This window comes from Pseudofrankia saprophytica, assembly GCF_000235425.2.
In the GTDB taxonomy this organism is placed as follows: domain Bacteria; phylum Actinomycetota; class Actinomycetes; order Frankiales; family Frankiaceae; genus Pseudofrankia; species Pseudofrankia saprophytica.
Genome location: NZ_KI912266.1, coordinates 7,645,130 through 7,669,447, shown reverse-complemented (window position 1 = coordinate 7,669,447; position 24,318 = coordinate 7,645,130). Strand labels below are relative to the sequence as shown.

General features: G+C 72.4%; 14 protein-coding genes. 3 read left to right on the top strand and 11 right to left on the bottom strand.

Annotated features, from left to right (window positions below):
- Nucleotides 1-469: 469 nt before the first annotated feature.
- Nucleotides 470-4,405: a phosphoribosylformylglycinamidine synthase gene (gene purL, locus FRCN3DRAFT_RS0232330; protein ID WP_007515792.1), complete on the top strand. Its 3,936-nt coding sequence runs from the start codon at nucleotides 470-472 to the stop codon at nucleotides 4,403-4,405.
- On the opposite strand, the gene FRCN3DRAFT_RS47265 is transcribed toward purL, so the two are convergent.
- Genes FRCN3DRAFT_RS47265 through gshB form a run of 3 tightly spaced genes read right to left on the bottom strand, consistent with a single transcriptional unit; the run spans nucleotide 4,312 to nucleotide 7,021 of the window.
- On the bottom strand, nucleotides 4,312-5,640 hold the full coding sequence (locus tag FRCN3DRAFT_RS47265) for an MFS transporter (protein ID WP_106410315.1): 1,329 nt from the start codon (nucleotides 5,638-5,640) through the stop codon (nucleotides 4,312-4,314). The two genes, purL and FRCN3DRAFT_RS47265, sit on opposite strands and share 94 nt — an antisense overlap.
- Nucleotides 5,641-5,657: 17 nt before the next feature.
- Nucleotides 5,658-6,053, bottom strand: a complete 396-nt coding sequence (locus FRCN3DRAFT_RS0232320) for an MAPEG family protein (protein ID WP_007515794.1) — start codon at nucleotides 6,051-6,053, stop codon at nucleotides 5,658-5,660.
- Nucleotides 6,050-7,021 (bottom strand): glutathione synthase, encoded by a 972-nt coding sequence (gene gshB / locus FRCN3DRAFT_RS0232315; protein ID WP_007515795.1) that lies wholly within the window; start codon nucleotides 7,019-7,021, stop codon nucleotides 6,050-6,052. Before gshB ends, FRCN3DRAFT_RS0232320 begins: the two co-directional genes overlap by 4 nt.
- A gap of 402 nt (nucleotides 7,022-7,423) precedes the next feature.
- On the opposite strand from gshB, the gene FRCN3DRAFT_RS0232310 reads away from it, so the two are divergent.
- Nucleotides 7,424-7,927 carry a VOC family protein gene (locus FRCN3DRAFT_RS0232310; protein ID WP_007515796.1) on the top strand — a complete coding sequence of 168 codons (504 nt, stop codon included), beginning with the start codon at nucleotides 7,424-7,426 and terminating at the stop codon, nucleotides 7,925-7,927.
- 60 nt (nucleotides 7,928-7,987) lie between these two features.
- Here FRCN3DRAFT_RS0232310 and FRCN3DRAFT_RS0232305 read toward each other — a convergent pair whose 3' ends face one another.
- Nucleotides 7,988-10,843 carry an ATP-binding protein gene (locus FRCN3DRAFT_RS0232305; protein WP_027141133.1) on the bottom strand — a complete coding sequence of 952 codons (2,856 nt, stop codon included), beginning with the start codon at nucleotides 10,841-10,843 and terminating at the stop codon, nucleotides 7,988-7,990.
- 242 nt (nucleotides 10,844-11,085) lie between these two features.
- Between FRCN3DRAFT_RS0232305 and FRCN3DRAFT_RS0232300 the strand changes: the two genes are divergently transcribed.
- Nucleotides 11,086-12,225 (top strand): hypothetical protein, encoded by a 1,140-nt coding sequence (locus FRCN3DRAFT_RS0232300; protein WP_007515798.1) that lies wholly within the window; start codon nucleotides 11,086-11,088, stop codon nucleotides 12,223-12,225.
- Between the two features lie 46 nt (nucleotides 12,226-12,271).
- Here the strand turns inward: FRCN3DRAFT_RS0232300 and FRCN3DRAFT_RS50040 are convergent, their stop codons facing one another.
- The 7 genes from FRCN3DRAFT_RS50040 to FRCN3DRAFT_RS47250 all read right to left on the bottom strand — a co-directional run bounded on the left by FRCN3DRAFT_RS50040 (nucleotide 12,272) and on the right by FRCN3DRAFT_RS47250 (nucleotide 23,799).
- A complete protein-coding gene (locus tag FRCN3DRAFT_RS50040; RefSeq protein WP_007515799.1) occupies nucleotides 12,272-14,344 on the bottom strand; it encodes a SpoIIE family protein phosphatase in 2,073 nt (690 codons plus the stop codon).
- A gap of 164 nt (nucleotides 14,345-14,508) precedes the next feature.
- Nucleotides 14,509-16,101, bottom strand: coding sequence for a GntT/GntP/DsdX family permease (locus FRCN3DRAFT_RS0232290; protein ID WP_007515800.1), 1,593 nt, complete (start codon nucleotides 16,099-16,101; stop codon nucleotides 14,509-14,511).
- Complete coding sequence (locus tag FRCN3DRAFT_RS47255) at nucleotides 16,098-16,667, bottom strand: gluconokinase (protein ID WP_232794219.1); 570 nt, start codon at nucleotides 16,665-16,667, stop codon at nucleotides 16,098-16,100. The genes FRCN3DRAFT_RS0232290 and FRCN3DRAFT_RS47255 overlap by 4 nt, the downstream gene beginning before the upstream one ends.
- A gap of 813 nt (nucleotides 16,668-17,480) precedes the next feature.
- On the bottom strand, nucleotides 17,481-17,843 hold the full coding sequence (locus tag FRCN3DRAFT_RS0232280; RefSeq protein WP_027141132.1) for a hypothetical protein: 363 nt from the start codon (nucleotides 17,841-17,843) through the stop codon (nucleotides 17,481-17,483).
- A 170-nt stretch (nucleotides 17,844-18,013) separates the two neighbouring features.
- Nucleotides 18,014-20,992 carry an ATP-binding cassette domain-containing protein gene (locus FRCN3DRAFT_RS0232275; RefSeq protein WP_007515803.1) on the bottom strand — a complete coding sequence of 993 codons (2,979 nt, stop codon included), beginning with the start codon at nucleotides 20,990-20,992 and terminating at the stop codon, nucleotides 18,014-18,016.
- Between the two features lie 253 nt (nucleotides 20,993-21,245).
- Entirely contained in the window at nucleotides 21,246-22,109 is an 864-nt protein-coding gene (locus FRCN3DRAFT_RS0232270; protein WP_007515804.1) for an enoyl-CoA hydratase/isomerase family protein, read from the bottom strand.
- 316 nt (nucleotides 22,110-22,425) lie between these two features.
- Nucleotides 22,426-23,799, bottom strand: coding sequence for an ATP-binding protein (locus FRCN3DRAFT_RS47250; RefSeq protein WP_051466432.1), 1,374 nt, complete (start codon nucleotides 23,797-23,799; stop codon nucleotides 22,426-22,428).
- Between the last annotated feature and the right edge of the window lie 519 nt (nucleotides 23,800-24,318).

The window sequence follows — 24,318 nt, the reverse complement described above, 5'->3', positions numbered from 1 at the left end:
GCGGCGCCCGTCGGTGCCGGCAGAAGTATCGTGCGGACGAAGAATGCGACGTCCGGGTGCGAGGTGGCGCCGCCCTCGTTTCTGGTCAGGATGGCGTTCACCATCGTCGCGTCCTGACCCTAGTGTGTAGCACGGAACGGCGTGCGACGGGCACGCTTCGAATCCGTCGCGATCGTTCTGGCAACGCAAAAACAATTTTCCAAGAAAGCAGCAACTCGCGGTGGCCGCCAGACCGCCGGCGGGGAAACGGTGGCCGGTCGCTCGTGGGTCGTTCGTGGCGCCGGGAAGCTCGACACCCCCCCAGAGCGGCGATCAAGACGGCCGGGTTCGGCGGCGGCGCTGGGTAGGATGACTGGCCGCGGGGTCCTCCGCGACGCCGCGGGCGGCAGGCCGGTGCGCTGTGGCCGGTGCGCTGTGGGACGACCGCTGTGGGACGACACAGCCGGGCAACCCTCGACGAACGGCGGATATGAAGACCTACTCGGGCATCGCGGCGCTCACCGGTCCGGGTCGGCGGCGGCTACTCGCCCGACTGCGCGCCGTCGATCCGGCCATCGCCGACGTGTCCGCGGAGTACGTCCACTTCGTGGATCTCGCCGAGGACGCTGACGGGCCCGGCGCTGGCGGTAGCGGCGCGGACCGGCTGACGGCCGAGGACGAGGCGCGGCTGCGCGGGCTGCTCACCTACGGCGAGCCGTTCGCGGGGGAGCGGGCCGGCGCCGCCCGGACGCTCGTCGTGCTGCCCCGCCTCGGGACGATCTCGCCGTGGTCGTCGAAGGCGTCCGACATCGCCGCGGCCGCGGGCCTCGCCGCGGTCCGCCGGATCGAGCGGGGCACCGTCTACCATCTGCCCGGCCCCGGCTCGCTCGACGCGCAGGCCCTCGCGCCGCTGCTGCACGACCGGATGACCGAGATCGTGACGGGCTCCGTCGAGTCCGCGGGCGCGCTGTTCGCCGCCGGGCAGCCCCGCCCGCAGGCCGAGCTCGACCTGCTCGGCGCGGGCATCGCCGCGCTCCAGGAAGCGAACCGGACACTCGGCCTCGCGCTCGCCCCGGCGGACCTGACCTACCTCGCCGAGCAGTACGGCCGGCTCGGGCGCAACCCGACCGACGTCGAGCTGATGATGTTCGCCCAGGTCAACAGTGAGCACTGCCGGCACAAGGTCTTCAACGCGAGCTGGGTCGTCGACGGCGAGCCGCGCCCGAAGAGCCTCTTCTCGATGATCAGGAACACCCACGAGAAGTCCGGCGAGAACGTGCTGTCGGCATATTCCGACAATGCCGCCGTGGTGCGCGGCACCGTAGCTCCCTGGTTCTTCGCCGACCCCGAGACCCACGAGTACCGGCGGCACGAGGAGTCCGCGCACATTCTCGTCAAGGTCGAGACGCACAACCACCCGACCGCGATCGCGCCCGGCCCCGGCTCGGCGACCGGCGTCGGCGGCGAGATCCGTGACGAGGGCGCCACCGGCCGCGGCTCGACCCCGAAGATGGGCCTGGCGGGCTACACGGTCTCCAACCTGCGCATCCCCGGTGAGGAACTGCCCTGGGAGGGGCCGGAGCGACGGCCTGGCCGCATCTCCTCCCCGCTGGAGATCATGATCGAGGCGCCGCTCGGTGCCGCCGGCTACAACAACGAGTTCGGCCGGCCGAACCTCGTCGGCTACTTCCGCGCGTATGAGACCGACGGCGGCCCCGGTGGCCGCTGGGGCTATCACAAGCCGATCATGATCGCGGGCGGCATCGGCAACATCCGCGCGGCGCTGGTGCGCAAGAACCGGCTCGAGCCCGGCGACCTGGTCGTCGTCCTCGGCGGCCCGGCGATGCTCATCGGCCTCGGCGGTGGCGCCGCCTCCAGCATGCAGACAGGCGCCGGCGACGAGGACCTCGACTTCGCCTCCGTGCAGCGCGGCAACGCCGAGATGCAGCGGCGAGCCCAGGAGGTCATCAACGCCTGCTGGGCGCGCGGCGACGCGAACCCGATCGTCTCCATCCACGACGTCGGCGCCGGCGGCTGGTCGAACGCGCTGCCCGAGCTGGTCCACGACGCCGGCCGGGGCGCCGTCTTCGAGCTGCGCGACCTGCCGAACGCCGACACCGGCATGTCGAGCCTGGAGATCTGGTGCAACGAGGCGCAGGAGCGTTACGTCCTCGGGATCGCCGCCGCCGACCTGGACACGTTCCGTGAGCTCTGCGAGCGCGAACGCTGCCCGTTCGCCGTCGTCGGCACCGTGACCGACGAGCCGCGGCTCGTCGTGCGCGACCGGCTGTTCGACAGCGCGGCCGTCGACGTGCCGATGTCGCTGCTGTTCGGCGAGGCGTCCCGGCAGACGCGCACGGCCCAGCGGCGGCCCGTCACGGCGGCGCCGTTCGACGAGACCGGCATCGCGGTCACCGAGGCCGTGGAGCGGGTCCTGCGGGTCCCGGCCGTCGGCAGCAAGAAGTTCCTCATCACGATCGGCGACCGGACCGTCGGCGGCCACACCGTGCGCGACCAGCTGGTCGGCCCGTGGCAGGTCCCGGTCAGCGACGTCGCCGTCACCGCGTCGGCGTACGGCAGCCGTGCCGGCGAGGCGCTCGCGATGGGGGAGCGCACCCCGCTGGCGACCGTCAGCGCGCCGGCGGCGGCACGGATGGCGGTCGGCGAGGCGGTCACCAACCTGGCCTGCGCCGCCGTCGCGGACCTGTCGGACGTGGCGCTGTCGGCCAACTGGATGGCGGCCGTCCAGGTCGACGAGCAGCAGGCGGCGCTGTTCGACGCCGTCCACGCGCTGGGGGAGGAGTTCTGCCCGGCGCTCGGCGTGCCGATCCCGGTCGGCAAGGACTCGACGAGCATGCGCACCGTCTGGTCGGACGGCGACGGCGAGGCGGCGGTCACCTCACCGGTGTCGCTGGTCGTCACCGCGGCGGCCCCGGTCGCCGACGTCTCCCGGGTGCTCACCCCGGCGCTGGCGCGGGACGAGGCCAGCTCGCTGGTGTTCGTCGACCTGTCCGACGGGCAGGCCAGGCTTGGTGGTTCGGCGCTCGCGCAGGCATATGGCCGGGCCGGGGACGGCGCCGTCGTCCCGGACGCGGACGCGGCCCGCCTGCGGGCCTTCTTCGCCGCCACCCGGCCGCTGGTTCACGACCCGGCCGTCCTCGCCTACCACGACCGTTCCGACGGCGGCCTGTTCGCGACCCTCGCCGAGATGGCGTTCGCCGGCAGGGCGGGCGTCGACGCCGACGTGACGGCGCTGCCCGGTTCGGTGCTCGGCAAGCTGTTCAGCGAGGAGCTGGGCGCCGTCCTGCAGGTCGCCGACGCGGCGCTGCGGCGCGTGGTGGCGGACCTGGCCGCGGCGGTCGGCGATCGGAACGTGCACGTGCTCGGCAGGGTGACCCGCCAGCAGCGGGTCGTCCTGCGCGACGGTGGCGCCGTGGTCCTCGACCGCGGCCGCGCCGAGCTGGAGCGTGCCTGGGCGACGACCAGCTACCTGATCCAGCGTCTGCGCGACAACCCGGACGCGGCCGACCAGGAGTTCGACGCGATCCTCGACGACGACGACCCGGGCATCTCGGAGCGCCTCACCTTCACCCTGGCCCGCCCGTCGTACCCGAGCCGGCCGCGGGTCGCGGTGCTGCGCGACGAGGGTGTCAACGGCCAGGTGGAGATGGCCGCGGCGTTCGACGCCGCCGGCTTCGACGCGTTCGACGTCCACATGACCGACCTGCTCGCCGGGCGGGTGACACTGGACGGCTTCTCCGTGCTCGCCGCGTGCGGCGGCTTCTCCTACGGCGACGTGCTCGGCGCGGGTGCCGGCTGGGCGAAGTCGATCCTCGCGCACGCCGAGCTCGCCGCCGCGTTCCGCGCGTTCTTCCACCGGCCGGACACGCTGACGCTCGGCATCTGCAACGGCTGCCAGATGGTCGCCAGCCTCGGCTCGCTCATCCCCGGGGCGACCGGCTGGCCGGCGCTGCTGCCGAACGCGTCCGAGCGGTTCGAGGCCCGGGTGTCGAGCGTGCTCATCGAGGACTCGCCGTCGGTGCTGCTCGCCGGCATGGCGGGCTCGGTGCTCGCCGTGCCGGTCGCGCACGCGGAGGGCCGGATGGAGTTCGGCCCGGCCGGCCCCGGCGCCGTCACCGCCCGCTACGTCGACAACCACGGCAAGCCGACGCAGGAGTACCCGGCCAACCCGAACGGCACCGCCGGGGCCGTCGCCGCCGTCACCTCGGACGACGGCAGGGTGACGCTGATGATGCCGCACCCGGAGCGCGCCTTCCTGACCCAGCAGCGCTCCTGGCTTCCCGTCGGTACTCCCGGCGGATCGCTTCGCGATCAGCCGGGTCCCCCGGCCGCCCCCGCCGGTGGCGACGGCGAGTACGGGCCCTGGCTGCGCCTCTTCCAGAACGCGCGCGCCTGGCTCGGCTGAGACAGGGCGCAGCACTGTCCGGCGTCGACGGCCGTCACGTGCTGGCCGGCGCGGTCAGCGGAGCCGGCAGCATGTCGCCACGACACGGCGACGGCGACTGCCGCGGCCGTCGCTCCCAGAGCGAACGGTGCACGTACTCCCGCGACCGTGGTCAGGGCTGACGCGATCGGACCGCCGACGGCGGTGCCCCCGAGCATGACGAGAGCGAACAGCGACATGACCCGGCCCATCATCGCGGGTTCGCCGGTCTGCAGAACGGCGATCACGGACATGAGGAAGAACGACCACGCGATGCCGATGCCCGCCAGGCCGACGAGCGCGATCGGCGCGGTGGGAGCCGTCGCGGTCACGATCATCGCGGCCACCATGGCCAGGTTCGTTCGCGCCATGGTGTGCCGGCCGGGCATACCCCGAGCGGCCGCGGCGAGCGTGCCGACGAGGCTTCCCGCGGTCACCGCCGTGAAGGCGGTGCCGATGAGGGATGCTCCGCCGTCGAAGGCGGCCCGGATGAAGATCGGCACGGTGACCTGAAAGGTCGCGGCGAAGGTCGCGACCACGGCGAGGGCGACCAACGGCGTCCGGAGACGCGGCGCGTGCCACAGATAGCGGAGCCCGTCACGGATCTGTCGAGGCGCTCGCGCGAGCCGGGGCGAGGGCCCGACCCGGATCGTGGCGAGCAGCGCGACGTCGGCCAGGAACGAGAGGGCGTTCAGAGCGAACGTGGCCGTGACGCCGACGTGGGCCAACGCCAGCGCGCCGAGTCCTGACCCGGCCGTCATGCCGGCCAACATGACAGTTCCGCTCAGCGCTGCCGCGCCCGGCGCGTGGGCCGGCGGCACGAGCATCGGCACCAGGGCCCGCCTCGCCGGCGTGTCCAGTGCGTTGACCACGCCCCAGATCGCGCTGAGCAGACAGACGACGGGCAGCGTCAGGACGCCCGCCATGGACGCGGCGGCGTACGCCAGCGCTACCAGGCCGAGGCCGGCCTCGGCGGCCATCAGCAGCCGGCGGCGGTCGTACCGGTCGGCGACGGCCCCGAACCACGGTCCGAGGAGCAGGCTGGGCAGGAACTGCAGGGTCACCACCCATCCCATGGCTGCCGGGGCGAGATCGACCACCACCCAGGCGAGCGCGACGACCTGCGCCCAGGAACAGGGCACCGACACCAGCTGGCCGAGCAGGTAGCGCCGGAACGCGGACGAGCGCAGCGGGAGCGGCGCGGACGGTCTGGCCATCAGAGGGTGCCGTGTCATCAGAGGGTGCAGAGGACCGCGACGGCGAGGGCGACGCCGAAGGCGTAGGTACCGAGCGCGGAAGCCAAGTGAAGCGGAGTGAGGCGCCCCTGGCCCTTGGAAGTCAGCATGTTGTAGGCGTGCAGCACCCGCACGACGGTGGCGCCGATGATCAGTGGAATGGCTACGGCGGCCGGGCCGCGGGCGCCGACGAGCAAGAACAACACGATCAGGGTTGGTACGTACTCGGCCTGGTTGGCGTGCGACCGGACCGCGATGAAGAGCGGGTTCGCCGGGTCGCTGGGCTGCTGTGAGCCGCCGGCCTTCGCGATCGCGCCCCGCAGCCGGGAGACGTTGAAACCGAGGACGAACACCATCGCGCCCAGGATCGCGGTACAGATGATGGCGGTGGTCATGCGACTCCCCTTTGCTCGCGCGTGCCCAGCACGCGATCGACGAGGTCCGCGCAGAGGCTCCAGCCGAGCAGGGTGTCGGCCTTGCGTAGCGCGCCCACGCTGGTCACGTTCACCTCGATGAGGTGTGGTCCGATCACGTCCAGACCGGCAAGGCGGATGCCGTGTCTCCGCAGGTCCGGCGCGAGCCGGGCGCAGATCTCACGGTCGCGGTGGGTGACCGCCGCCTCGGTGGCCGGATTGCCTATCCGGAAGTCACCGGCCGCCGGGTAGCGATAGACCGCGCCGACCGGCTCGCCCTCCACGACGAAGATCCGCTTGTTGCCGTTTGAGACCTCGTGGAGAAAACGCTGCGCGATGACGGCCCGGCTGCCGTCATGAGTGGACAGCTCCAGCAGGGACGTGAGATTGGGATCATCGCGGTGCAGCCGCAGGACACCGCGGCCGGCGAAGCCGTCCACCGGTTTGATCACGGCGACCTCATGCCCGGCGAGGAACGCCCGGATGGCGCGCGGATCCGCGGTGATGATCGTCGGCGGAATCAGGTCGGGGAAGTGCATCGGGAGAACGTGCTCCCAGCAGGTCCGCAGCCCGCGGGGATCGTTGACCATCACGGTTCCGGCTGGATCGACGAGGTCCAGGATCAGGGTCGCGGTGAGATACGTCTGGTCGAGCGGCGGCTCGGTGCGTACGAAGACGGCGGCCATGTCGTCAAGCCAGACGCGTCGCGGCTCGCCGGCGGTGTACCAGGTGCTCGCGGCCGCCGATGGCTGACCTGTGCGTGGCCGGGGCGCAGGAAGCCGAAGCCGGCGGGCCAGTGCCCGAGCCCGACCGTTCTCGGCCTCGAGCAGGCGGGCCTCGGTGACCCACACCTCCGCGTTTCTGTCCTGTGCCGCCCGCATCAGGCCGATGCTGGTGTCGGTGACCGCGTCGAGGGATTCGAGCGGATCGGTGACGAACGCGACCTTCACGGCGTCCCTCCGGCGACAGCGGCCGCCGAGGTCACCAGTGATGGCGCGGTCGCATGCACGACCGAGGGCATTGCCTCGGATTCGGGCGAGTGGCTGATGGCTGCCTTCAGATCCATGCCGCCACATTCGCGCCGCCGCGGCTTCTCGACCTCAGTACGAGCACGTAGGCGAGTACTGCAATCCGCGGCGGGAGGCGGCGCCGGTGGAACAACGGGGCGGCATCCCAGCCAGCTGACCCAGCGGGAGCCGCCAACGGTGCCCGGGCCGCGATGTGGACACCGAGAACCGATTACGTGCCGACCTGCGTACGGGTACTGATGTGCCCGGCGGCCGTGTGGCCGATCGTCTCCATGACGAACACGCCGGCGTCGCCGTTTCCACGCCATCGACGGAGGTCTGACGATGAAGGTCGAGGAACATCCCGTAGAACTGGACGGCCGGCCGGGGACGTTGCTGAACGGCGTGGACCATGTGGCACTCATGACGGGCGACAGTGAGCGGCTGCACGTCTTCTACCGCGAGGTGTTCGATGCCACCGTCGCCTACGACATGCCAGGACCCGGCGGAGGTCGGCTGTCCTTCGTCCGGATCGGCCCGACCACCGAGCTCAACGTCTTCGAGATACCCGGCAACACCGAAGCACGGCGTCAGACGTCGATGTTCGGTCGCGGCCGTCTCGATCACCTGGGTCTGCGGGCCGCCTCTCTGGAGGCGTTTGACCTGATCCGCGGACGACTCATCGCCCGCGGCGCGTCCGACGGCTTCGTGACCGATTTCGGCCCGACCCTCAGCCTGTTCTTCCGGGACCCAGACGGGCTGGAGGGAGAGGTCTGCGTCCCGAACCCGGCAGGTCGGCCGGGCGTCTACAACCCTCCCGGCACTCCCGCGCCCGGATACCAGGCGTAGCCAGGGAAAGGCCCGCCCGTGCCGTCACCATCGAGGTCGACATCGGATGACGGCTCCTGTTCAGGCCCGCCAGCGGGCGACCAGCTCGGTTCGGTTGGTGTAGCCGAGCTTGGCGAGGATGGAACGGATATGGCTTTCCACGGTGCGTTCGCTGAGCACCAGCCGCGCCGCGATCTCCCGGTTGGACATGGCCTGGACGACGAGCGCGGCCACCTCGTGCTCACGCGGGGTCAGCGGGTCGGCCGCCCGGCGGGCAGCCGCCAGGTCGGCGAGCAGCCGGTCGGCACGGGCGAGCGGCCCGGCCATGTCCAACCGGCGAGCCTCGGCCGCTGCCGCGCCCGCGACGGCCGCGGCGGCGTCAGGGTCGTCGAGGCGGCGCAGCACGCCCGCGAGGGCCAGCCGGCCCAGCACGACGTGGGCGCGCGCACCGAGCGCGGCGTCCTGCGCGATCGCGGCCCGCAGCGCCGCCTCGGCGTCGCGCAGCTCTCCCGCGTGGGCCAGCGCGCGCCCGTAGTGGCCCTGCATGGAGCCGATGAAGAAGACCGTTGGTCCCCCGACCGCCCCGGGGTAGGCGGCGTAGGGCTTCAGCTGGGCGGCGAGAGCCTCCGCGGCCGGCGGGTCCCCGAACGCCTCGACGAGGTCGATCAGCTGCATCAGAACGCCAAGCCCCCGGGTACCGACGACCGGCTCGCCCAGCGTCCAACGCAGGCGCTCATACCAGGCCAGGGCTTCCTCGCGGCGTCCTTCGAGCAGCAGGCCGTTGGCCCGGTTCACCGTCATGAGCGGTGAGGGCGGGAATGCTTCCAACGCCGGCCAGTAGTCGTCCGGGAGTTCGGTGGCATCTCCCCGCAGCGCGGCCAGGTGAGCGGCGAAGGCGTAGCTCAGGCCGATCGACTGCGCGTCTCCGGCCCGCGAGCCCAGCCGGCGGGCCTCGAGGTCGGCCGACCGCGCGGCGGCGAACCTGCCTTCCAGCGCGGCCCGAGCCGCCACGCCGCGCAACCGATGCCACCTCGCCAGCGGGAGGCCGCTGCGGTCGGCCAGCGCCGCCACGGCGGTCATCGCCTCATCGACGAGGTCGAGGCGCCCGAGCTGGTAGGCGGCTCTGATCTTCCACTGCTGTCCGAGGACGGCGGACAGCGGCTGGCCGAGCCGATCGGCCTGCTCGATGGCGGTCGCGGCCATCCGCAGCCGTTCCTGCGCGTCGTCCGGACCATCCAGCGCCATCTCGCGAGTGCGGGCGGCGTCGAGCAGCGCCTGGGCGTCACCGCTCGCCCGCGCGACCTCCATGGCCTCGTCGACGTGCTGGCGGGCCGCCTCCGTCGATCCGGCCTCACCCAGGGCCGTTGCGAGTTGGGACAACAGCTGGGACCGCAGGTGCGCCGGCTGCGGCGTGGCGAGCGCCACCCGGCACAGCCGGGGGATCGCCTCCGTGGCCTGCGGGAAGTCCACCCAGCGCATCACCAGCGCCGCCGCGGCCGTGAGGTCCGCCCGACCCGCCCGCCCGGCCGCGGCGGCTGTCTGTTCGCACTGCTGGAGCGCCTTGGCCAATGCCCCGGCCAGGTAGCAGGAGCGAGCCAGCTCCAACGTCGTCTCCGCGAGCTCCGCGTCGCCGGCACCAGCCTGCCGCAACGCCGCCACCGCGGTGCGCAGGTGCGAGGCCGCCTCGTCGTAGGCCGAGGCCTGGATCGACTCGGCAGCCGCCTGCCTGGCCCACCGGGCCGCGCAGCGCTGCGCTTCCTCGTCGCCGCCGGCGCCCCGCCAATGACGAGTGACCTCGGCGGCGAGCCCGGGAACCGTCGCCGGTCGCGCCTGCAACGTGACGGCGGCCCGCCGGTGGATCCCACGCCGCTCGACCGGATCGAGAAGGTCCGTCAAACCGTCGGCCAGCAGGCCGTGGGTGAATGCGAACTCCTGCCCCTCGACGCCGAGCGACGAGGTCGCCCGGGCCAGCAGACCGGCCCGGCACGCGGCGTCCAGCGCCATCCCGGCCGTCGACTCGTCGACCTCGGCAACCCGGCCGACGAGCTCGGCGTCCACCGGCGGCCGCAGCAGCGCGGCGACCTGGACGACGCGCCGTGCCGACGTCGGAAGCTGAGCCAGCAGCGTCGCGACGAGATCGCGTACCGCGACCGTCCCAGGAGAGTCGGTGTCGCGGGCGGCGGCGTCGAGCAGCAGGGGGAGCCCGCCGCTGCGCCGCGCCACCTCCCCGGCGCGCGCGGCGAAGGATGCTGCGGGGTCGAGTGCCGTGAGGTACTCCCGGATCGCCGCGGCTGTCAGCGGCAGCAGCGGCACGGTGTCGACACTGTCCAGCCGCGAGAGCTCACCCACGGCGTTACTGGCTTCGTCCGGCAGGGTGCGCAACGTCGCGATCAGCATCAGCTGGCTGTCGACGATCCCGCCGGCGACCTGCCGCAGCAGTTCGACGCTGTTCGTGTCGGCCCAGTGCAGATCCTCCAGCACGATCACCAGTGGCACGGTGGCGGCGGTCAGCACCGCGTCGGCGACGGCGGCCAGGGCGGCGAACCGTGACGAGGCGGCGCTCGCCGCGTCACCAGGCGCGTTCTGCCTTCCGGCCGCGCCCAGCAGGTCCAGCGCGGCGGCGATTCCCGCCGGCCCCCCGCCGCCGCGGGTCAGGGCCAGCAGCGCCTGCTGCCAGGGCCACAGCGCCGGCGCGGCGTGATCGGCGACGCAGTAGCCTCGGCCGACCGGCGCCGGTGTCGACGCGCCCGCCGGTGGGATGGCCGGGGACCTCGCGTCCGGCCGCAGCGCCTCCTCGACCAGCCGGGTCTTGCCGATTCCAGCCGGGCCGGTCACCAGCACGACGCCGCCCCGGCCCTCCGCCGCCGTCCGCGAACGCGAACGCAGCAGCAGCATCTCCTCCCGCCGCCCGACAAACGGGCGATCCTGTTTCCGCACACTCCAAGGATGGAGCAGCGCCAGCCGCCGCTGTGCCGTGGTTCCGTGCCGGCGCCACGGAACCGGCGGGAGCTGTCGGCCACGGCTGGTGATGTTCGGCCGTTCCTGGGGCGTTGTCCGTGGACGATGTGGCTGTTGTCAGCTATAAGCACCTCATAGCGAAGCGTCGCTTCCGCACGGGAGGTCGGCCTGATGCATGTCCCCGCGCCGTTCGTGGCGCTGTTCCTCGATAGCGTCCGGTCATGACGGCCGTGACGACCGCGCAGGTCGCTCCCCGGTCCCCCGCCTCCCGTCGGCCGCGCTGGATCCGGTCGCCCGGCTACGACCTGACCGTCGCGGCGCTGTGGGTGCCGTTCGCGCTCGCCGCGTGGGCGGTCTCCGGCAACGCGCCGGCCGTGCGCTGGCTGGTCGCGGCGACGCTGATGTTCTCGGTCATGCACCAGCCGCTGACGCTCCTGCTGGTCTACGGCGACCGTCGGCAGTTCGCCGCCCGGAAGTCCGTGTTCGTCGTCAGCCCGTTCGTGCTGGCCGGGCTGGTGCTGTTCGGCATGTACGTCAGCCTCGCGCTGCTCGCCGTCATCGCCGCGACCTGGAACGCCGTGCACACACTGCAGCAGCGCTACGGCCTCACGCGGATCTACGGTCGCAAGGCCGGCGACACCCACGGCAACCTGGAGCGCACGCTGCTCTACAGCGCCCTGGTGACCGCGGTGCTCGCCGCGGCCGCCGCCGATGGCACCGCCGACAAGGTCGCCAGCGCGGGCATCGGCGGCTCGAACCGGCGCGCCCTCGACCTGCTCACCGACGCGGCGCCGGTCGCCCGGGTCCTGCTGCCCTTCGCCGCGCTGTTCGCGCTGGTCGCGCTCGCGCGCTGGGTGCTCGCCGAGCGCCGGCACGCCACCGCCAACCCGGCGAAGTGGATCTATGTCGGCTCAACCCTCGCGCTGATCGCGCTCATCGCAGTCAACCCGCTGCTCGGCTTCGTCGCCTACGTCGGCGCGCACGCCGCCGAGTACTTCCTGATCGTCCACCACCACCTGGAGGGCCGTTACCGACCGCGGGCCAAGCCCGGCGCGCCGGCCGCCGACCCCGCCGACGTGCGGACCGGGCCCGTCTCGGCGGTCGTGCGCTCCCGGGCCGGCCGCACCGGCTTCCTGGCCGTCTACCTGGCCGGCATCGGCGCGGTTCTCGCCGGCCTGACCTCGGTCGGCTACCCCTACTTCACGCTGTTCGTGCTCATCGCCGGCGGCCTGCACCTGTTCTACGACGGCCTGATCTGGAAGCTGCGCCGCCCCGACGTGGGCCGCGGCTTCGGCCTGCCCGGCGGACCGCCCGGGGCCGTGCCCGCTCCCGCCGCCGCTCCCGGCGCCGGCCCGGCCTGATCCGCGCCCGGTGCGCGGAGTCGCCGCCGAGGGCGTGGCGGTGGCTTCAGCGCGTGGCGACGGCGAGCAGGCACAGGTCGTCCTCCCGCTCCGGCGGGGCGATCGCGCGCAGGATGCGGTCGCAGAGGTTGGCGGGGCCCTGGCAGGCCAGCATCCCGGCCAGGGCGGCCTCGGCAAGCGCCTCGAGCTGATCCGTCAGCGAACGGCCCCGGCGCTCCACCAGGCCGTCGCTGTAGAGCAGGAGGCCCGCTTCCGGCGGGAGCAGAATGCTGCTCTGGCCGTAGGTGGCCGTGGCGTCGACGCCGAGGATCGGGCCGTGCACCTCTTCCAGGTAACGCGTCGCGCCCCCGCTTCCCGGTTCGCTCCCTTCCTGCTCAGAGGTCAGGAGCAGCGGCGGCGGGTGCCCGGCGCACGACCAGGTCAGCCAGCCCGTGGCGGGATCCAGATGGGCGACCACCGCGGTGGCGAGCACCTCGTCCGCCCCCCGGTCGCCGAGGTTGGCCGACAGCTGGGTGGTGATGTCCGCCGGTGCCTGCAGCTGCAGCGCGTACGCCCTGGCCGCGTGCCGTAGCTCGGCCATCGTCGAGACCGCTGGCAGGCCGTGGCCGCCGACGTCGCCGACGACGAGGCTCACCGTTCCGTTGGCGAGCACGGTCGCGTCATACCAGTCGCCACCGATCCCGATGTCGCGGGCGGCCGGCAGGTAGCGGGCGGCCAGCCGGACACCCTCGAGGTCCGGAAGTGTTCGCGGCAGGACGGCACGTTGCAGCGTCTCGACGGTGGACATCTGCCGTTCGTAGAGGCGGGCCCGTTCGATCGCCTGAGCGAACGGGCCGACGAGGGTCAGCAGGAAACGGCGCTCGTCCTCGTCGAAGGTCCGCGGTGTGGGCCAGCCCAGCAGCATCACGCCGATCGCACGCCCGGACACGATCAACGGCAGGCTGGCCATCGCGTCGATGCTCATCGCGTCGAGGTTCGGTGCCCGATCGGGGAAGTCACGCAGATACCCCGCCCGGTTCTCGTCGAACCGGGGCTGACCGGTATGTAGCAGCTGGGACGTGACGGCCGGGCCGAAGTCGGGCATCCGTGTCCAGGCCCGGGTGAGGAACTCCGAGTAAGGCCGGGTGATGACCCGAGGCGGGGCGTCCTCCTCCAGCAGCACGACGCCGGTGAAGAGCACGCCGAGGTTGGACGCGCTCGTCCGCGCGGCGACGTCGACAAGCTCGTCCACCGTCAGGGCCTGGCCGAGTTCGACCGTGACGTCCATCAGCTGCCCGGAGCGGCGCAGCGCCGACGACAGCGACCCGATCAGCTCCGCCCGCTCCGCGTCGGCGTGGTGGCGCGCGTCGACGTTGCGCATCGTGACGACCAGGCCCTCGGGGATCGTGAACATGCGGACCGCCCACCACATCCCGGCGGAATCGGTCTCCTCGACCTCGAGCACCGTGGCCGCGTTCGACTCCCCTGGCGCGGCCGGGCCGGCGCGGCGGCGGCGCAGCTCCGCGACGTGGTCGCGCAGCGGAGAGAGGAGCACGTCCGCGGCCGCCCGGCCGACGACGTCCTGGCGCGCCATGCCGAACTGCCGCATCGCCTCGATGTTGGCGTACACGATCGTGTCGTCCTCGTCGAGCACGAGCACGATGTCGCCCACGTGGTCGAGTGCCCGGGCGACCCGTTCCCGGACCGTGCGGGCCGAGGTCCGGTCGGTCGTGAAGCCGATGACGCGCAGCGTGCCGTCCGCCGTGTCGACGAGCACGCCTGCGCGCGTCTGCACCCAGGTCACCGAGCCGTCCGGGTGCACCACCCGGTACTCCTCCAGGAAGGTGCTTCGGGTCTGCAGCGCGATCTCCCGGGCGCGCAGCACCGTCGCCCGCTCGTCGGGGTGCACCTTCGCCGTGACGTCGTCTATCGACACCGGCCCCGGCTCCGCGCTCAGGCCGAGCAGCCGGGCGGCGGCGCAGTCGGTGAGCACCCGCCCGGTGGCGACATCCCAGTCCCACAGCCCGATGCCGACACCCGAGACCGCCCGGTACAGCCGGGCCGCGTCCAGCTCGACCGTGTCCCAGCCGACGGCACCCTGGCTCGCCTGGAACGTCCGCGTGTCCGGCCCTTCGTCCATCGACTGCCCATGTACCCGGCGTAGCGCCACGCAAGCGGCTGGTAGCCACTATCCGCGTCGGCCGCCGAGGCCGAGGACCGGCCGCGCGTGCCGGCGGGGCCGGTGGGGCCGGCGCCCCGGTGGGCCGGTGCGCGCGGCCACGACCAGGTTTGAATCCGGTGGCGTCAGGTGACCGCGTAGAGGAGAGCGACGAAACCGAAGCCGACGGCGGAGACCAGGGTCTCCATCACCGACCAGGTCTTGATGGTCTGCTGGACGGTGAGGCCGAACAGCTCCTTGACCAGCCAGAAGCCGGCGTCGTTGACATGGGAGAAGAACAGCGAGCCGGAACCGATCGCGAGCGCGAGCAGGGCGGCGTGCGTCGGGCTCAGGCCCGTGGCCAGTGGCGCGACGATGCCCGCGGCGGTGACCGTGGCGACGGTCGCCGAGCCGGTCGCCAGCCGCAGCGCCACCGCGACCAGGTAGCCCAGGACCAGCACCGAGATATGCGCGCTGTCGGCCCACTTGGCGACCGAGTCGCCGACGCCGGCGCCGATGAGCGACTGCTTGAACCCGCCGCCCGCGCCGACGATCAGGATCACCGCGGCGACCGGGCCCACGCTGGCGCCGATCTTGGACGACAGGTCCTTCCCGCTGAACCCGACCGCGTACCCGAAGGTCACCATCGCGAGCAGCACGGCGAGGGTCAGCGCGGCCAGCGGCTCGCCGATGAAGTCGAACACCACCCGCGCCTGGGACGGGTTCTTGGCGTCGGTGTCGATGATGTCCGCGAGCGCCTTGCCCAGCATCAGCGCGACGGGGAAAAGGATCGTCGCGAGCGTCACCCCGAAGGACGGCTGGCGGTGGGTCTCGGCGGCGGCCGTGGCCGTGGCCGTGGCCTCGTGCTCGGGCGCAGCCGTGCCCGGGTCGGCCGGCCTGGTGACCGTGGCGGTGGCGGTGGCCGCGGCCGGCTCGGCGGTCGGCCCAGCGGCAGTGGGGGTGGTCGTCGATGGCTGGGCCGCGGCGGCCGCGGCGGCCGCGGCCGCCGGGGTGGCCGGGGTGGACGCGGTGTCGACGCCACCGGCGACGGCCGGCGGCCCGACCGGTACCCAACGGGCCGCGAGCAGCGAGAACAGCGGGCCACAGATCACGACGGTGGGCACGGCGACCGCGACGCCCAGCGCGAGCGTCGTACCGAGCTGCGCGTTCACGGCCGAGATCGCCAGCAGCGGTCCCGGGTGCGGCGGGACCAGGCCATGCAGGGCGGACAGGCCTGCGAGCGCCGGAATCGCCACCCGCATCAGCTTCAGCCCGGACCGCTGGGTGACCAGCACGATGACGGGCAACAGGAGGACGAGCCCGATCTCGAAGAACATCGGCAGCCCGATGATCACCGCGACCAGCGCCATCATCCACGGGATGGCGCGGCCGGAGGCGCGGGCGAGCAGCGTGTCGATGACGCGGTTCGCGCCGCCGGAGTCGGCGAGCAGCTTGCCGAGCATCGCGCCGAGCGCGATGAGCAGCCCGACCTCCTGCAGGGTGCTACCGACACCCGTCTCGAAATTCTTGATCACGCTGCTGAGGCCGACGCCGCCGACGAGGCCGACGAAGGCCGAGCCGAGCACGAGCGCCAGGAACGGGTGGAACTTGGCCCAGACGATCAGGGCGACGATCAGGACGATCCCGGCGAGCGCGACGACGATCAGGCGGGTGTCGTGGCTGTCCCAGGGAGCCTTCTCGGCGGCCTGGCCCGCGGCCGTCAGGATGGTCGCGCTCATCGGCCCACCGCCGGCCGCCAGGAGGCCGCGTCGGCGAGGCCCAGCTTCTCGGCGATCGTCTGGGCGATGGCCGCCGGTGGCGGGCCGACCTCCACCGTGAGCGCGTTCTCGTCCGGGCCGGGCTCCTCCAGCGCCGCGAACTGCGAGTCGAGCAGGCCGGACGGCATGAAGTGGCCGTGACGGGCCGCCATCCGGTGCGCGATGACCTCCCGGGAGCCGTGCAGGTAGACGAACACCTCGGCGCCCTCGTGCGCGCCGGCGATGACGTCGGCGTCCGCGGCGATCCCCGAGCCCGCGACCGCGTCGCCGCGCAGCGCGTCGCGGTAGGCGCGGCGCAGCGCCGAGCAGGTGATGACGCCCGGCTCGCCGGCGTCGATCCGCTCGTGGATCCAGGACCGGACCGACGCCAGCCAGGGCCAGCGGTCGGCGTCGGTCAGGGGATGCCCGGACGCCATCTTCTCGACGTTCGCGGGCGGATGCAGGTCGTCACCCTCCGCGAAGGGCCAGCTGAGACCGGCGGCCAGCAGCGCGGCGACCGTGGACTTGCCGCTGCCTGAAACACCCATCAGTACAAGGACTGGGGGCCGCGATCTCGCGGTCATGACGCCTCCGAACGCGACGACTCTGAACCTCTGGGCTGACGAACAGCCGGGCCGGCGGCGCCAGCGCCGCGGTGGGCGCGACCGCATGACGACCACGCGCAACCCTTTGGCTGCCCGCAAGCCGTTGACCGGACCGGCGCATCCAGCAGGTGACCGGCCGAGCGGCTGGCGCTGTGTGTGAGCAAGTGGTCACCAGGTGGCGTGGACGGATCTTGGCGGTGGATGCGTGGCCCGACAAACGGCATTTTGGTGTGGCCTCGCCACGATTTCCGGGCAAGCCCGCGCTCAAACCACCCCGGCCGATCCGCGCCGAGAAACGGTCGATGCGCCGCGGCCTGGCTTCTCGCTGTGACAGTCGGCTGACTCTGGGCGCCCGCCCGCGGGCGACAACGGCCCGGCGCCGCCGAAGGCGACAACCACGGCTCCACCACACACCGAGCCGCCGGTATCGCCCACCGACTCCGCGCCAACCCGGACCGGGTACGCCTGGCCGTCGTCCGCGATCTCGCCGACGGACTACCCGGGCATCGACCCGACCATCGAGCCTTGCCGAATTGACCTTTGTGGAGATCTAGAATTCGGGATTGACAGGAATCGGGTGGCCGCGCACTCATCCTGTCCGACGCCAGGGGGAATCCTGTCAGACCTCAGGGTCATGACCAGCACCGTTTCGTGGCACTGACGTATGACAGGACGTCCGGGTTTCCCAGGTACCTGCCACGGCAGCGGTGGTGGCTCTCTGGCGTGTTTGGTGACCCGCGTGTTCGGCGGGACGTGTCACGCGCAGATCAGCTTTGGCCCCGTGGCGCCAGGCCGCAGCGTGAAAGTCACACGGTGCCCAGCGTCGTCCGTGAAGACGACCTCTGTCTCGCTCACCGGCGTCAGGGTTCCCTGCTGGACGGTCTGGCCCCAGCCGGCCGGCGGGCCGACGTGGTCGTCCAGCGGCGGGACCACCTCGTAGTACCGGCCCTCGTAATGTGCCCCTCTGATGCCGCAGTGTGTGTAGAGCGTGTAGGGCACCGCCGGTCCCAGCGGTTCAGGTTCCTCGGACGAGGACCCGCAGCCGCCGAGCAGTACGGCCAGGCAGGCGACGGCGATCGTGCCAGCCGCACCCGTTCGCGTCCTGGTAAAGGCATGCATGTGTTCTCCGTCCGCGCCGAAGGGGAATAACGTCCGTTTCGACGCGGCGCGTGCCATCTCGGTTCCGTGATTTCCCGGAACTCCGCCCGGACCCCGGCTAACCACCAGAGGAGGGAAAAGGGCACGCCGCCATCCGGCGCGGGCCGGCGGGCCGGCGCGTGGGGCCGGCCTTAGCGGCGGCGGCGGGTGACGCGGGGATCGAGGCGGCGCAGGAGGATACCGGTGACGATGATGCTCAGCACGGCGATGCCGGCCATGCCCGCGAGGTCGGTGAAGTAGACCGAGGAGCTGTGCCGCCAGATCGGGTCCGCGACGGTGCCGGGGTTGAGCTTGGGGTCGCCGATCATCTGGATGCGGATGATGTCGACGACCGAGCCGACCGCGGCGTAGCCCCACCGGGCGGGCGTGAGGTCGCTGAGCTGCTCGAGCCCGATCTTCCCCTTCACGGGCAGGAAGGCGCCGGTGAACACCAGCTGCGACATCGTCATCAGCACCAGCAGCGGCATCGTCTTGTCGGCGTTGTCGACCAGCGCCGAGACCACCAGGCCCATCATCGCCGACGTGACCGCCGCGACGGCGACCACCAGCATCATCTCCAGCAGCGGGAAGTCCGAGAACACGCCCGTGGACGGCGTGCGCCAGGCGACGCCCGCCACAGTGAACGCGATGCTCTGCGCCGTGATGACGACGGTCAGTACACAGACCTTGGAGCCGAGGTACGCGATGGTGGACAGGCCGATGGCGCGTTCTCGGCGGTAGATCTCGCGTTCCTTGACGATCTCGCGCACCGAGCTGGACGCGCCCATGAAGATCCCGCACAGGATGAGCACCAGCAGCACGAGCGGCGCGTTCCGGTTCGGCTCGCCCGGGTGCAGCATGACCAGCTTCCGCGGGAAGTCGATTATTCGCGGGATCAGGCCGAGTACGAACGGGTAGGCGATGAGCAGTCGCAGGTAGGACCGGTCGGAGACGATGACCCGCAGGTAGCGCCGGGACAGCGTGAGCATCTGTGACAGCACGGACTGCTGCCGGATGCCGGGCAGCGGCGGTGGCGCCGGCCGCGCGGTCGGCACCCGGGCCGCCTTGACGTGGTACTCGGACTCGCGGTACCGGCGCGCGAGCATGGCCGCGCCGCGGTCGGACCGCAGGACGCGGAAGGCCTGTGACCAACTGGCCGCGCCGAGGAACGGCAGGGCGTGTTGTGGTGGGCCGAAGTAGGCGACGTGTCCGCCTTTTGCGAGGACGAGGACGTAGTCGCAGAGTTCGAGTTGGGCGACGCTGTGGGTGACGACGACGACGGTTCGGCCGCCGTCGGCGAGGCGGCGCAGCGACTCCATCACCTCGTAGTCCAGGCCTGGGTCGAGGCCGGAGGTGGGTTCGTCGAGGTAGAGCAGGGTTGGTTGGGTGAGCAGTTCGAGGGCGACGCTGGTGCGTTTGCGCTGGCCGCCGGACAGCGTCGAGACCTGCCGGTCGACGAGGTCGACGGCGTGCCCCTTGGCCCGGCCGCCATTGCCGCCCGCGCCGTTTCCGTCGTCGGCGCCGTTTCCGTTTTCGTTGACGGCCAGCGGGCCGTCTGGCTGGCCGTCGGCGAACTCCGGGCCGAGGATCAGGTCGAGGCCGAGGTCGCCGCTGCCGGTGAGGCCGAGCTCGGTGAGAACCGCGTCGACGCGCGCCCTGCGCTCCTGCCTGGTGGTCTCGGCTGGGAACCGCAGCTCGGCGCCGTATTCGAGGGCCTGGCGGACGGTGAGGGCGGTGTGCAGGATGTCGTCCTGCGGGACGTAGCCGATCCGGCGGCGCAGCTCGTCGTACTCGTCGTAGAGGTCCCGGCCGGTGTAGCGGACGCTGCCGACGTCCGCCGGGCGGAAGCCGGTGAGCGCGTTCAACAGGGTCGACTTGCCGGCGCCGCTTGGACCGATGACGGCGAGCAGCGCGCGGCCGGGCAGCTGGAAGGTCACGTCGTGCAGCAGCCGGGTGCCGCCGATGTCGACCGAGAGGCCCTCGACCTCGAAGGTGACGTCGCCCGAGTCGAGGTACTCGACGAGCTGCGTCTCGGTGACGCGGAAGAGGTGATGCCCGATCCCGACCGTGTCACCGAGGGCGAGCACCCGGCGGTCGATCCGCTGGCCGTTGACGAACGTGCCGTTGGCCGAGCCGAGGTCGACGATCTGCAGGCCGCTGCGGCCGACGAACAGTTCGGCGTGCTCCCGGGAGGCCAGCAGGTCGCCGACGACGATGTCGTTGGTCAGCGCCCGCCCGATGCCCATCCGCCCCGCGCGCAGCGGATGGGCGCGCCCGTCGGCCCCCGGTGCCGTCGACGGGCGGCCCGGTGAGCCGTCCTGGGCGCCGGGCGGAAGCATCGGGCCGGTACCCGGCCAGCGGTCTCCCAGGTTCAGGGTCGGCATCTGGTAGTGCTCGTCCATCCCGAGCACCTCGGCGTCGCCGGCCGCCTCGTCGGGGGCGAATGCTCCCGCTGGCACCCCCGCCGGCGCCGCCGGCGCGAAGTGGGTTGCCTGGGCGGCGGTGGCGGCCTGGGGTGCCGGCGCGGCGGGTGGGGGAGCGGCGCCCGGGACCGGCGCAGACCACGCCTGACCACCAGGCGCCTGCGGCCGTGCCTCGGCGGCCGGCCGGACGGGCGCCGGCGCGCCTGGGGCGGGCTGCTGCTGGTCCGGCAGCCGCCGGCCGGGCGCCGGCGCGCTCGGTGTGGCCTGGGCTGGTGTGGCCTGGGTTGGCGCGGGCTGGGCCGGCGCGGCCGGGCGGGCGGGCGTCGGCTGGCGGTCGGCCGGCTGGCTGGGTGCGACGGAGCTGGGTGCGACGGAGCCGGGACCGCTGGCGCTGGCCGGCGCCGTTCCGGTCGCCCCGTCGTGCACGAGCGTGATCCGCGGGCCGTCCGCCGCGCCGAGGTTGAACTCGGCCGTCCGCGGCAGCTGGACCCGGCTGGGCATCCGGCGGCCCTCGGACCAGGACCCGTTGGTGCTGATGTCCACCGCGGCCCAGCCGCCTTCCGACGGCTCGAGCATCAGGTGTCGCCGCGACACCCGGCCGTCGCGAACCGTCAGGTCGGACTCGTTGGAGCGACCGATCACGAACGGCCGGTCCGGGGGCACATTGACGACGCTCGTGCCGTAGTGAACTTTCAGCGCAGCAGCCACGCCCCGCCTTTCCCGCCGCGTCAGGAGGGTTATCGGTTACGAAGGCTATTCGGAGAGGGAGAGTCGCGGACAGGGCTGGACGAAATGAGCTGCGAGTTGTCGGATATGTGACGGTGTCTGACGGTGTTACCACCGCCGTGCCGTCACCCGTGGACCGGCCGGCGACGCCGTCCCGCGGACGCCGCCCCGGCCGGCGGCGACGCCACACCCCTCCGATGGCTCCGCGCGGTTGAGGGTGGAACCGAAACCGGCGTCAGCGCTCCCATGACGGGACGGCGTACCTCGGCTTGAAACCGAACTTCGCGGCGCGGTTCAGGAAGTCGGGCGAGTACGACAGGCTCGTGACCGCCAGACGGTCGATGTGGCGCTGGACCGTGCGGTCGTGCACGTCGGCGTACATGTCGACGACCAGCTTGGCCACCCCGAGGACCTCGGCCGGGATCGTCGTCAGCTCCCGGCAGAACGCGTAGACGTCCTCCATGAACGTCTCGGCCGGGAAGACGTCGTGCACCAGGCCGATCTGCTTGGCCTGCTCGGCGCCGACCCTCTTGCCGGCCATCGCCATCCACTTCCCCCACCCCGGGCCGACCAGCCTGGTCAGCCGGCTGGTGCCGCCACTGCCGGCGATGGTCCCGATGTGCACCTCGGGGACGCCGAACTCGGCCTGCGGCGTGCAGAACCGGAAGTCGCAGGACACCGCCATCTCCACGCCGGCGCCGAGGCAGATCCCGTTCGCGGCGATGATGATGGGCTTCTCGATCGCCTCGAACTCGTCGTAGAGCAGGTGATGACTGCGATAGTCGCGCCGGAGGTTCCAGCCCGGGTGCAGATGCTGGGTCTCCGGATTCCCCGGCCGGTTACCGACCGGCTGGGACAGGTCCATGCCGGCGGTGAAGTACGGGCCGACCCCGGTGATCACCAGGCAGCGCAGGTCGTCGCGGTCCGCGAGCATGTCCCCGGCCCGCCACAGCAGCTCGGTGACCTGGCTGCTGATCGCGTTGCGCTTGCGCTGCCGGTCGATGGTCAGGGTGAGAATGCCGTCCTGCTCCGTCAGCCGGGCGTCCTCCTCCTCGCCGGGCGTGGGCTGGTCCTGGGTCTGGCTGTCCTGGCTGCTCACGGTTCTCCCTGGCGGCACTCGGTGATGACGGACTGGACGCCCCTTGGGGTGGTGGCGCGCCGACCGGCATCGCATCAAGTATTCGGTATACAAACTAGCCTGACGTCGGACCGGCCGCGACCGCCGACCGACGGGCCGCGGGTGGGCTCGCCAGGGTCGTGAGGGTGTCCGCGGCCAGGCGCCATGCCCGCGAAGCACCCGTCCGGGCTGCCCAGCCCGACCAGCCCGACCCTCGTCACGGCCGCATCCTCTCGGTCCCTGGAGCCGTTCGCCCGACTCCGCGCCCGTCGACTCGCCGCGTCCCGCCGCCCGGCGGTCAGTCGTCGCTGAGGGTCCGGCGGACCGTCTCGAGCAGGACGCCTTCGGTGAACGGCTTCTTCAGGAGGACGACGTCCGCGTCGAGTCGTCCGCGCGCGGCCAGCACCGGATGGGCGTAGCCGGACATGTAGGCGACGCGGACCGTCGGCAGCAGCGCGCGGATGAGGCCGGCGAGCTCGCCGCCGTGCATACCCGGCATGATCACATCGGTGATCAGCAGATCGATGTCGTCCCGCGCCTCGTGCCGGCCGCCGACCAGAGCGATCGCCTCGGCGGCGCCGGAGGCGGTCAGCACCTGGTACCCGTTGCGAGCCAGGATGCGCTGCGTCATCTCGCGGATCGCGCCCTCGTCCTCGACGAGCAGGATCGTCTCGCCACCACCCGCCCGGTCGTCCGTGCTCTCCGGCCCCGTCGCGGGGCTCTCGGGCACCGTCACGACGCTTTCGGGCACCGCCGCGACGCTTTCGGGCACCGCCGCGACGCTTTCGGGCACCGCCGCGAGCGGGCCGGTCTCGGCCGCCTCGGCGTCCACCTCGGGTAGCAGGCAGGTGACGGTCGTCCCGGCGCCCGCCTCGGAGACGATCTCGGTGTGGCCGCCGAACTGGCTGATGACGCCGTAGACGGTCGCGAGTCCGAGGCCGGAGCCCTCACCTTTCACCTTGGTGGTGAAGAACGGCTCGAAGACCAGGTCGAGAAGATCTTCCGGGATGCCGACGCCGTCGTCGCTGACCCGCAGCCGGGCGTGCGAGCCCGGCCGCAGACCGACCCGGGCGGCCACGGTGTCCTCGTCGAGGTCCACCTGCGCCGTGTCGATGGTCAACATCCCGCCGTCGGGCATCGCCTCGCGCGCGTTCGCCACCAGGTTGACGAGCACCTGCTCCAGCTGGTCGCGGTCGGCGAACACCGATCCCGCGTCGGGGTGCAGCGAGATCGTCAGCCGCACCCCCTCGCCGGCGACGTCGCGCAGCGCCTGCTCAAGGTCGGCGACAACGCGGTTGAGGCTCACCACCCGCGGCTTTATGGCCTCGCGGCGGCCGAACGCGAGCAACTGACGGGTGAGGACGGTAGCGCGCTCGGCCGCGCGCTGGATCTGCTCGACGTCGTTCAGGACGGCCTTCCAGCGGCCGTCGCTGGACTCGGCGGCCGCCGCGGTGATCTCCTCGGTGACGAACGATGCGTAGTTCGTGACAACAGCGAGGAGGTTGTTGAAGTCGTGCGCTATTCCGCCGGCGAGCTTGCCGAGGCTTTCCAACCGCCGTGCCTCGTGCCGCCGTGCCTCGAGCGACCGCGCCTCTATCCGGCGCCGCTCCGCGTCGGCCGATAACCATTCGCGCTCGGCCTGCGCGGCGACCGGGTCCTGCGCCTGAGTCATGCGCTTTCGCTGGGCCACGCTACGCATTTCTCCCACCGTCGGTTGTGCCGCCCCCGGCCTCCTGGCTGGGAACCAGGGGGCCGCGACAACGAGGGCCGCGAAATATCCACCGAACCCGCGCGAATCCGGCGCGGATCGGCCCGATCATAGTTGGGCGCTTCGGTGGGCATCGAGGTGCCCACCGCCAGTGACGTCGGCCGCGCCGCCCGTCCGGCTCCGGCGCCGCCCGGATGCCGCCTTGGGATGGTTCGTCGCCGTTTCGGCATTCCCCTGGACCACCCGCGCGGCCGATGATGGACCTGCCGAGACGTCGATCGACAGGTGCGCCGTGTCCGAGCCCAACTGGCCTCACTCTGAGTCACACCCGCAGCCACCGGAGCAGCCGGACTGGCCGCGGCCATCTCCGCCGCCCGCCGCGGAGGACGAGTTCGACGACGACGTCACTGTCGTGCTGCCACCGCCGGCCGCGCCGCCGGCCGCGCCGCCACCGTCGACGACCCAGCCGCCGCCAACGCCGTG